Origin of the sequence: Kitasatospora sp. NPDC057512 (assembly GCF_042802135.1) — a bacterium.
Taxonomy (GTDB): domain Bacteria; phylum Actinomycetota; class Actinomycetes; order Streptomycetales; family Streptomycetaceae; genus Kitasatospora.
In genome coordinates this window covers 1-8,741 of record NZ_JBHVET010000328.1, presented here as the reverse complement: position 1 = coordinate 8,741, position 8,741 = coordinate 1, and the positions used below count along the sequence as shown (strand labels likewise).

General features: G+C 74.1%; 8 protein-coding genes. 6 read left to right on the top strand and 2 right to left on the bottom strand.

The genetic code is table 11. The features are described 5' to 3' along the window. Positions 1-58: 58 nt before the first annotated feature. Positions 59-292, bottom strand: a complete 234-nt coding sequence (locus tag ACFU6K_RS21495) for an Lrp/AsnC family transcriptional regulator (protein WP_380665319.1) — start codon at positions 290-292, stop codon at positions 59-61. 207 nt (positions 293-499) lie between these two features. Here ACFU6K_RS21495 and ACFU6K_RS21490 point away from each other — a divergent pair, with 207 nt between their 5' ends. The 3 genes from ACFU6K_RS21490 to thiD all read left to right on the top strand — a co-directional run bounded on the left by ACFU6K_RS21490 (position 500) and on the right by thiD (position 3,471). Continuing rightward, positions 500-1,465, top strand: coding sequence for a thiamine-phosphate kinase (locus ACFU6K_RS21490; RefSeq protein WP_380665317.1), 966 nt, complete (start codon positions 500-502; stop codon positions 1,463-1,465). Positions 1,466-1,624: 159 nt separating this feature from the next. Continuing rightward, the gene (locus ACFU6K_RS21485) at positions 1,625-2,650 is read left to right on the top strand and encodes an ATP-dependent 6-phosphofructokinase (RefSeq protein ID WP_380665315.1); all 1,026 of its coding nucleotides are present in this window, start codon (positions 1,625-1,627) and stop codon (positions 2,648-2,650) included. A gap of 23 nt (positions 2,651-2,673) precedes the next feature. After that, on the top strand, positions 2,674-3,471 hold the full coding sequence (gene thiD, locus ACFU6K_RS21480) for a bifunctional hydroxymethylpyrimidine kinase/phosphomethylpyrimidine kinase (RefSeq protein ID WP_380665313.1): 798 nt from the start codon (positions 2,674-2,676) through the stop codon (positions 3,469-3,471). A 182-nt stretch (positions 3,472-3,653) separates the two neighbouring features. On the opposite strand, the gene rpmB is transcribed toward thiD, so the two are convergent. Further along, positions 3,654-3,839, bottom strand: a complete 186-nt coding sequence (gene rpmB / locus ACFU6K_RS21475) for a 50S ribosomal protein L28 (RefSeq protein WP_014138233.1) — start codon at positions 3,837-3,839, stop codon at positions 3,654-3,656. Positions 3,840-4,138: 299 nt separating this feature from the next. On the opposite strand from rpmB, the gene ACFU6K_RS21470 reads away from it, so the two are divergent. From ACFU6K_RS21470 to ACFU6K_RS21460, 3 genes are all read left to right on the top strand, one after another. After that, entirely contained in the window at positions 4,139-5,770 is a 1,632-nt protein-coding gene (locus tag ACFU6K_RS21470; protein ID WP_380665311.1) for a DAK2 domain-containing protein, read from the top strand. A 62-nt stretch (positions 5,771-5,832) separates the two neighbouring features. Then, positions 5,833-8,055, top strand: a complete 2,223-nt coding sequence (gene recG / locus ACFU6K_RS21465) for an ATP-dependent DNA helicase RecG (protein ID WP_380665309.1) — start codon at positions 5,833-5,835, stop codon at positions 8,053-8,055. A 115-nt stretch (positions 8,056-8,170) separates the two neighbouring features. Continuing rightward, the gene (locus ACFU6K_RS21460; protein WP_380665307.1) at positions 8,171-8,704 is read left to right on the top strand and encodes a hypothetical protein; all 534 of its coding nucleotides are present in this window, start codon (positions 8,171-8,173) and stop codon (positions 8,702-8,704) included. The last annotated feature ends 37 nt before the right edge of the window (positions 8,705-8,741 follow it).

Genomic DNA, 8,741 nt, shown 5'->3' with positions numbered 1-8,741 from the left:
GTGCGCCGACGTACCGGCGCACCGGCCCACGAGTGCGCCGGCCCACGGGCGCACCGACCTACAGGTGCACCACGGGACAGGTGAGGGTGCGGGTGATGCCCTCGACCTTCTGGACCTGGGCCACCACCATGCGGCCCAGCTCGTCCACCGTCTCGGCCTCGGCCTTGACGATCACGTCGTAGGGGCCGGTGACGTCCTCGGCGGTCAGGACGCCGGGGACCCCGGCGATGGTCCGGGCCACGGCGGTGGCCTTGCCAACCTCGGTCTGGATCAGGATGTATGCCTGTACCACGGGGACCTCCCGGCGGCCGGTTAGGGGGGATAGCCGCCGTGATCGCCCGGTCAGGTGTGTGGGTGGGTGGGCTCACCGGCAGTCTGATCACCACGCTACCGCGCTGCGGGCCGGGGAGGGGAGACCTCGATGCTCCCGAAGGGCGTACGCTGCGCGCGGGGGAGCGCGACGGGGACCGAATCGGATGGAAACGCGAGAGGACGGCAGATGCAGGGGACCGTGGGCGAGCTCGGCGAGTTCGGCCTCATCAGGGAGCTGACCGCCCGGGTACCGCTCACCGATGCCGTCGACCTCGGCCCGGGTGACGACGCCGCGGTGGTGCGGGCTCCGGACGGCCGGGTGGTGGCGACCACGGACGTCCTGATCGAGAACCGGCACTTCCGCCGGGACTGGTCCACCGCCTACGACGTGGGCCGCAAGGCCGCCGCCCAGAACCTCGCCGACGTGGCCGCGATGGGGGCGGTGCCGACCGCCATCCTGCTCGGCCTGGTCGCCCCCGCGGACCTGCCGACCACCTGGGCCACCGAGTTGATGGACGGGCTGCGCGACGAGTGCCAGGTGGCCGGGGCCACGGTGGTCGGCGGAGACGTGGTGCGCGGCGACACCGTCACGCTGGCCATCACGGCGCTCGGCGACCTCCAGGGGCGGGCGCCGGTGACGCGCTCCGGCGCGCAGGTCGGCGACGTGGTCGCGGTGTCCGGCTGGCTCGGCTGGTCGGCCGCCGGCCTGACCGTGCTCCAGCGCGGCTTCCGCTCCCCGCGCGCCTTCGTCGAGGCGCACCGCCGCCCCGAACCGCCGTACCACGCGGGCCCGGCGGCGGCCGACCTGGGCGCGACCTCGATGGTCGACGTGAGCGACGGGCTGGTCGCCGACCTCGGCCACGTGGCCCGGGCCAGCGAGGTGGACATCGACCTCAAGGCCGCCGACTTCGACGTCCCGGCGCAGATGGCCGACATCGGCCAGGCGGTCGGGGTGGACCCGCTGGTCTGGGTGCTCTCCGGTGGCGAGGACCACGCGATCGTCGCCACCTTCCCCCGCGGGGTCCAACTCCCGTCCCGCTGGCGGGTGGTGGGCGAGGTGACCGGCCGCCCGACGGGCAGCCGCAGCGGCCGGGTGACGGTCGACGGCGCGCCCTGGGACCGGGTCGGCGGCTGGGACCACTTCGCCGAGTAGCGCGCGGCCGCGCGCCGATCCCCGTACGGCGGACGGCGCGTGACGCTCCGGTGCGCGGGGGACGGGCTTCGCGGGTGCGTTGTGCGTAGGCTTGCGACACCCCGGCCCGCCCGTCCGGCGCGGGCGGCCCGAACCACTGCGAGCGGGAGCACACCACAGATGCGCATCGGTGTACTGACCAGCGGCGGCGACTGCCCCGGCCTCAACGCGGTGATCCGCTCGGTGGTGCACCGGGGCACCGACGTCCACGGGGACGAGATCGTCGGCATCCTGGACGGCTTCCTCGGGCTGATCGAGGGCCGCACCAGGACGGTCACGCACGACGACGTCACCGGCCTGCTCACCCTCGGCGGCACCATCCTGGGCTCGGCCCGGGTCCGGCGGGACCGGATCGCCTGGGCGGTGGAGAACGCCAGGACGCTCGCCCGGGAGATCGGCATCGACGCGCTGATCGCGATCGGCGGCGAGGGGACGCTGACCGCCGCCAAGCTGTTCAGCGACGCCGGACTGCCCGTGGTCGGGGTGCCGAAGACCATCGACAACGACATCGACGCCACCGACGTGACCTTCGGCTTCGACACCGCCGTGCACGTCGCGACCGAGGCGATCGACCGGCTGAAGACCACCGCCGAGTCCCACCAGCGCGTCATGGTGGTCGAGTTGATGGGACGGCACACCGGCTGGATCACCCTCACCGCGGGCATGGCGGGCGGTGCGCACGGCATCCTGATCCCGGAGAAGCCCTTCGACATCGAGGCGGTGGCCCGGATAATCGAGGACCGCTTCGCGCGCGGCAAGAAGTTCGCCATCATCGCCGTCGCCGAGGGTGCCTCCCCGGTGCCCGGCACCATGCGCTTCGACCACGGCGAGGTCGACCAGTACGGCCACCGGACCTTCGGCGGGATCGGCAACCGGCTCGCCCACGAGCTGGAGGACCTGCTCGGCAAGGAGGCCCGGCCGGTCATCCTCGGCCACGTCCAGCGCGGCGGCACCCCGACCGCCCGGGACCGGGTGCTCGCCACCCGGTTCGGCTGGCACGCGGTGGAGGCCGTCCACCAGGGGGCGTTCGGGCACTTCACCGCGCTGCGCCGGACCGGCATCGAAATGCTGCCGATCGGCGACGCGGTGACCCGGCTGAAGACGGTGCCGGAGGACCGCTGGGCGGAGTCCGAAGCGGTGCTGTGAAACGGCGCGGGTAGGTTGGGGCCATGGCTTCGACTGCTCCCCCCCGCGTGCTCACCGTCGCCGGCTCCGACTCCGGCGGCGGCGCCGGCATCCAGGCCGACCTCAAGGCGATGCTCGCCCTCGGCGTCCACGGCATGAGCGTGATCACCGCCGTCACCGCGCAGAACTCGCTCGGCGTCCAGGGCTACTGGGAACTGCCCGCCGAAGCCGTCCGGGCGCAGTTCCGCAGCGTGGTGGACGACATCGGGGTGCAGGCCGTGAAGACCGGGATGCTCGCCTCGGTCGAACTCGTCGAGACCGTCGCCGAGCTGCTGGCCGGGGTGGACGCCCCGGTGGTGGTCGACCCGGTCGGGGTCTCCAAGCACGGGGACGCGCTGCTGGTCGCCGAGGCCGTCGCCACCGTCCGCGAGAAGCTGCTGCCGGTCGCCACCCTGGCCACCCCCAACCTGCACGAGGTGACCCAGCTCACCGGGCTGGCCGTCGAGGACGAGTCGCAGATGCTGGACGCCGCCAAGGCGCTGGTCGACCTCGGGCCGCGCTGGGCGCTGGTCAAGGGGGGGCACCTGCCGGGCGAGGCCGCCGACCTGCTGTACGGCGGACCGGACGAGGTGCACTGGTTCCGGGCGCCGCGCTACGACAACCGCCACACCCACGGCACCGGCTGCACCCTGGCCAGCGCGATCGCGGCCGGCCTGGCCAAGGGCGAGCCGCTGCCGCGGGCGGTGGCCTCGGCCAAGGAGTACATCACCGGCGCGATCGCCGGGGGCTTCGCCCTGGGCGCCGGCATCGGCCCGGTCGACCACGCCTGGCGCTGGCGCTAGCGGAGGCCCGGCACGTCCGGAACATCCGGAACATCCGGAAAACAGCGGTGGGCGGACTCCTCAGAGGAGCCCGCCCACCACGGTCACGTCCGGAAATCGGCGCAACCGGCCACGGAAACAGTGAAGCCGGCCCATCCGAGGATGAACCGGCTCACTGGAGGACCGGCATGCCGGTCTGCGCGTCAGCGCGAGACCTTACCGGCCTTGATGCACGAGGTGCAGACGTTGAGCCGCTTCGGCGTCCGCCCAATCACAGCGCGCACCGTCTGGATGTTGGGGTTCCAACGACGGGGGGTACGGCGGTGAGAGTGGGAGATGCTGTTGCCGAAGCCCGGCCCCTTGCCGCAGACGTCGCAGTTGGCAGCCACAGGAGTCACTCCAAGACTTCAGATCAGATACTTTCGAAAACCCCACTCAGCCACCAGAACACTCGCGTGCACCAGACCGGACAAGGGGGTGAGCCTGGACGGTTCCAGGCAACCGGAAGAGCATACAACGCTTGCTTCCGTCCCACGAAACTACCATGACCGGCCGAGTGATCGCTCCTGCCCGCCGGACCGGACGACCCTCCCCGCCCCCCGATAACCTGCCGGTATCACCCCTTGCCGCCGCCCGGCCCGCGTCACCGAGCCCGGGCCGCCGCGGCGTCCCGTCCGGAGGAGACCTGGTGCTGCACACGCTCGACGCCCCGGCCGTGCGCACCTGGTGCCAGCTCGCCCTGCGCGCGCTCGGCCAGGCCCGCGAGGAGATCGACGCGCTCAACGTCTATCCCGTCCCGGACGGCGACACCGGCACCAACCTCTACCTGACCGTCGAGTCCGCCGCCGCCGAGGTGGAGAGCCGCTTCGCCGACCCCGCCGCCGACCCGGCCCCCGGGCTGGCCGAGACGGTCCGGGCGATGGCCCGCGGCGCGCTGATCGGGGCCCGGGGCAACTCCGGGGTGATCCTCGCCCAGTGGCTGCGCGGCACCGCCGAGACGCTCGCCGAGGGCGGCGGCGCCGACCAGCTGCGGGCCGCCCTGCAGCGGGCCGCGGACTCCGCCTACCAGGCCGTCGCGGAGCCCGTCGAGGGCACCCTGCTGACCGTCGCCCGGGTCGCGGCCCGGGAGGTCGTCCGGGCCGGGGACGGGCTCGCGCAGGTCGCCGACACCGCCTACCGGGCCGCCCGGGACGCGCTGCGGCACACCCCCGAGCAGCTCGCCGTCCTGGCCGAGAACGGGGTGGTGGACGCCGGCGGGCGCGGCCTGGTGGCCGTCCTCGGCGCGCTCGCCGACGCCGTCGCCGGGCAGCAGCCGATGGGGCCGGTCGCACTGCGCGGGGACGTCCGGGCCCTGGAGAGCTGCGAGACGCACCTGCGGCCGCCCGGCCCCGGCCACCCCGCCTTCGAGGTCATCTACCTGCTGGACGCCCCCGACGAGGCGCTGCCCGCGCTGCGCGAGCGGCTAGGCGGGCTCGGCGACTCGCTGGTGATCGGCGGCGGCGACGGCCTGTGGAACGTCCACGTCCACGTGGACGACGCGGGCGCCGCCGTGGAGGCCGGGGTCGGCGCCGGCCGCCCGCACCAGATCCGGATCACCCACTTCGCCGAGGCCGCCGCCCGTTCCGGCACCGCCGCCGAGCGCGGCGAACGCGAGGAACGGGCCCGAGCGGTGCTCTCGGTGGTCTCCGGCGAGGGCCTGGCGGAGCTCTGCGAGCAGGCCGGCGCCGTCGTCCTGCACGCCGACCCGGACCGCCCGCCGGCCAGCGCCGAACTCGCCGACGCGGTGCGCCGCTCGGCCGCCCGCGAGGTCGTCCTGCTGCTCAACGACCCCGAACTGCGCGCCGCCGCCGGGGCCGCCGCCGACCAGCTGCGCGAGGAAGGGGTGCGGATCGCCGTCCTGCCCACCCGCTCGCCGGTGCAGGGGCTGGCCGCGCTCGCGGTGCACGAGGGCGGTCGCCGCTTCGACGAGGACGTGGTCGCCATGACCTCCGCCGCCGGCGCCACCCGCTACGCGGAGCTGGCCGTCGCCGAGGGGGAGTCCTGGACGATGGCGGGGGTCTGCCAGGCCGGGGACGTGCTCGGGCTGATCGACGGCGACGTCGCGGTGATCGGCGCCGGGCTGGCCGAGGTCGGCGAGAGCGTGCTGGACCGGATGCTCGGGGCCGGCGGCGAACTCGTCACCCTGGTCCTCGGCGGCGGCACCGACGAGGCGCTCGCCGACCGGCTGGTCGCCCACGTCCGGCACCGTCGGCCCGAGGTGGACGCGGTGGTCTTCCACGGCGGGCAGGAACCGGCACCGCTGCTCATCGGGGTGGAGTAGGGGCGGGAGCGGGGGCCGCCGCTGGCCCGGTTTGTCGGCCCGGTGGTGTAAACAAGGCGCTGATGGGCGCTCTCGATGAACCACTGACCAAGCTCGTCGGCGACCGCACCGCGAAGGTGCTCGCCGACAGCCTCAAGCTGCGCACGGTCGGGGACCTGCTGCACCACTACCCGCGCCGCTACGTCGAGCGCGGCCAGCTCACCAGCCTGGACGAGCTGGAGGTCGACGAGCACGTCACCGTGCTGGCCCGGATCGAGAAGGTCACCCTGATCCCGTTCCGCGGCCGCAAGGGCGACCGGCTGGAGGTGGTCGTCACCGACGGCCGCAGCCGGCTCTCGCTGGTCTTCTTCAACCAGGGCTGGCGGCAGAAGGAGCTCAGGGCCGGCGCCCAGGGCCTGTTCGCGGGCAAGGTCGGGGTCTTCAACCGGACCCGCCAGCTGGTCTCGCCGGACTACCAGCTGCTCGACGAGGACGCCGGCTCCGACGCCGCGCGGCAGTTCGCCGGCCGGCTCATCCCGGTGTACGGCGCCAGCGCGCAGATGCCCAGCTGGAAGCTGTCGATCTGCGTCGAGACGGCGCTCACCAAGCACCTCGGCGACGTCGGCGAACCGCTGCCCGCCGAACTGCGCGAGCGGCACGACCTGATCCCGCTGCCCGAGGCGCTGGAGCTGATCCACCGTCCGCGCGGCCACGCCGACCGCGAGCGCGCCCAGAGCCGGCTGCGCTGGGACGAGGCCTTCGTGCTCCAGGTCGCCCTCGCCCAGCGCCGGGCCGCCGACTCCGCCCTGCCCGCCAAGCCGCGCAGGGCCCGCGAGGGCGGCCTGCTGGACGCCTTCGACGCCCGGCTGCCGTTCACCCTCACCGAGGGGCAGCGGAAGGTCGCCGCCGAGATCGCCGCCGACCTCGCCACCGACCACCCGATGCACCGCCTCCTCCAGGGCGAGGTCGGCTCCGGCAAGACGATGGTCGCGCTGCGCGCCATGCTCGCCGTGGTGGACGCGGGCGGCCAGGCGGTGCTGCTGGCGCCCACCGAGGTGCTCGCCCAGCAGCACCACCGCTCGGTCGTCGAGATGATGGGGGACCTCGCCGAGGGCGGCATGCTCGGCGGCTCCGACCTCGGCACCCGGGTGGTGCTGCTGACCGGCTCGATGGGCGTCCCGGCCCGCCGCCAGGCGCTGCTGGACATGGCCTGCGGGGACGCCGGGATCGCCATCGGCACCCATGCGCTGATCGAGGACAAGGTGCAGTTCCAGGACCTCGGCCTGGTCGTGGTGGACGAGCAGCACCGCTTCGGCGTCGAGCAGCGGGACGCGCTGCGCGCCAAGGGCGAGCAGCCGCCGCACCTGCTGGTGATGACCGCCACCCCGATCCCGCGCACCGTCGCGATGACGGTCTTCGGGGACCTGGAGACCTCCGTCCTGGACCAGCTGCCGGCCGGCCGCTCGCCGATCTCCACCCACGTCGTCCCGGCGCTGGAGAAGCCCAACTTCCTCACCCGGGCCTGGGAACGGGTCCGTGAGGAGGTCGCCAAGGGCCACCAGGCGTACGTGGTCTGCCCCCGGATCGGGGACGAGGAGCCCGCGGCCGACCCGAAGAAGAAGAAGAAGCGCAAGGCCGCCGAGGACGGCTTCGAGGAGGTCGCCGACGCGGGCGCGGAGAGCGACGAACGGCGGCCGCCGCTCTCGGTGGTGGAGACGGCCGAGAAGCTGGCGAAGGGCCCGCTGAGCGGTCTGCGGGTGGAGATCCTGCACGGCCGGCTCGCGCCGGAGGCCAAGGACGAGGTGATGCGCCGCTTCACGGCCGGCGAGGTGGACGTGCTGGTCGCCACCACGGTGATCGAGGTCGGCGTCAACGTCCCCAACTCCACCGCGATGGTGATCATGGACGCCGACCGCTTCGGCGTCTCCCAGCTCCACCAGCTGCGCGGCCGGGTCGGGCGCGGCAGCGCGCCGGGCCTGTGCCTGCTGGTCAGCGAGATGCCCGCGGGCAGCGCCGCGCGGGCCCGGCTGGACGCGGTGGCCGGCACCCTGGACGGCTTCGAGCTGTCCCGGATCGACCTCGAACAGCGCCGCGAGGGCGACGTGCTGGGCCAGGCCCAGTCCGGGGTGAAGTCCTCGCTCAAGGTGCTCTCGGTACTGGAGGACGAGGAGGTCATCCTGACCGCCCGCACCGAGGCCACCCGACTGGTCGCCGAGGACCCGGACCTGGCCGCCCACCCGGAGCTGCGCACCGCGCTGGAGAGCCTGCTCGACGAGGACCGCGCGGCCTACATGGAGAAGGGCTGAGCCGCCTCCGGACGGGCTGCGCGGCCCCGGGATTGTCAGACCCCCGGGAGAGAATGAAGGTGTTCAGGGCGCACCCCCAAGGTGCGTACCTGGCACGACACTTGGGGGTCAAGCCATGGCATTCCGTCATCTCAACGAGCTCCCGCTGGGCGACAAGGTCTTCCGGATCGAACTCGCCAGCGACGACGACCGCGAGGTCACCCTCACCCTGACCGGCTGGCGCGAGGGGGCGGCCGCCGCACCGCTCGCCTCGGGCAAGCTCCGCCTGCCGGTCGAGGACGTCGCCTCGCTGCGGATCGCGCTCAACCGCGCGCTGCGGGCGCTGGCGATCGTCGCCGACGTCTCCGAGCCCATCCCCGACCGCGACGTGCTGCGCGAGCTGTACCCCGGCCACGGCGCCCCCTGGGTGCCGCAGCACGAGGAGGAGCTGGTCCGGCGCTTCCACGAGGGCGAGACCGTCGCCCGGATCGCCGCCCGCTTCGGCCGCACGCCCGACTCCGTCCGGACCAAGCTGCGCGAGCTCGGGCACGACCCGCGCCGCCCCGAGTTCTGCCCGCCCGACGGCTGCCTGTCCTGGTCCCGCTACGCCTCGCCGGCCCTGCTCGGCGCGGGCGCCCCGGCCCAGTCGGCGGGCTCCGAGGCGAGCTGACCACCCGAGTGCGCGGCCGCGGCCCGGTGGGGGATTC

Excerpts from the sequence above, each read along its gene's own strand:
- ACFU6K_RS21490 (WP_380665317.1), top strand. The coding sequence starts at position 500 with ATGCAGGGGACCGTGGGCGAGCTCGGCGAGTTCGGCCTCATCAGGGAG.
- ACFU6K_RS21485 (WP_380665315.1), top strand. The coding sequence starts at position 1,625 with ATGCGCATCGGTGTACTGACCAGCGGCGGCGACTGCCCCGGCCTCAAC.
- ACFU6K_RS21460 (WP_380665307.1), top strand. The coding sequence starts at position 8,171 with ATGGCATTCCGTCATCTCAACGAGCTCCCGCTGGGCGACAAGGTCTTC.
- recG (WP_380665309.1), top strand. The coding sequence starts at position 5,833 with ATGGGCGCTCTCGATGAACCACTGACCAAGCTCGTCGGCGACCGCACC.
- thiD (WP_380665313.1), top strand. The coding sequence starts at position 2,674 with ATGGCTTCGACTGCTCCCCCCCGCGTGCTCACCGTCGCCGGCTCCGAC.